General features: G+C 58.2%; 2 protein-coding genes. Both read right to left on the minus strand.

Features of this window, described 5'->3' with window-relative positions:
- Positions 1-64 precede the first annotated feature (64 nt).
- Positions 65-238 carry a hypothetical protein gene (locus tag CQ12_RS44615; RefSeq protein WP_018272506.1) on the minus strand — a complete coding sequence of 58 codons (174 nt, stop codon included), beginning with the start codon at positions 236-238 and terminating at the stop codon, positions 65-67.
- A gap of 3 nt (positions 239-241) precedes the next feature.
- Positions 242-447: hypothetical protein (locus tag CQ12_RS45750; RefSeq protein WP_210180605.1), on the minus strand; the 206-nt coding region annotated here is incomplete at its 5' end.

Genomic DNA, 447 nt, shown 5'->3' on the forward strand with positions numbered 1-447 from the left:
ATTAGTGCTCCGCCGAGATAGCGGAGCAGGATGCGCGCAATCGGCGCGATGATGTCAGGGCGCATTACTTCTTAACCGCGCTCTCGATGGCCGCAGCCTTGGCCTTGAGAGATGCAGCGAACGCTTCGGCGCCGACAATCCATCCCTTGATCTTGGTTTCATAGAGGATGCCAACAGCGACACCGCCGACGAATACGAGAGCATCACCGAGGATGGTAAGACTGAAGAGGCTCGACATAGATCAGTTCCTTTTGACGAACAGGTGGACGAAATTGTCCCAGAACGACTCTTCCTCCGCTTTCGGAGGCTGAACCGGAGTTGGCGATGGAATAGGCTTCTGCGGCATCGGCCCATCAGGCGCAGCCATGTGAGCGCCGGCCAAGGCCATGGAAGCCTCAACCTGACCCAGGAACATCAAGCGTTCCGCCTTCCGGCGCCGGATAAGGC

Origin of the sequence: Bradyrhizobium jicamae (genome assembly GCF_001440395.1) — a bacterium.
Classification (GTDB): Bacteria; Pseudomonadota; Alphaproteobacteria; order Rhizobiales; family Xanthobacteraceae; genus Bradyrhizobium; species Bradyrhizobium jicamae.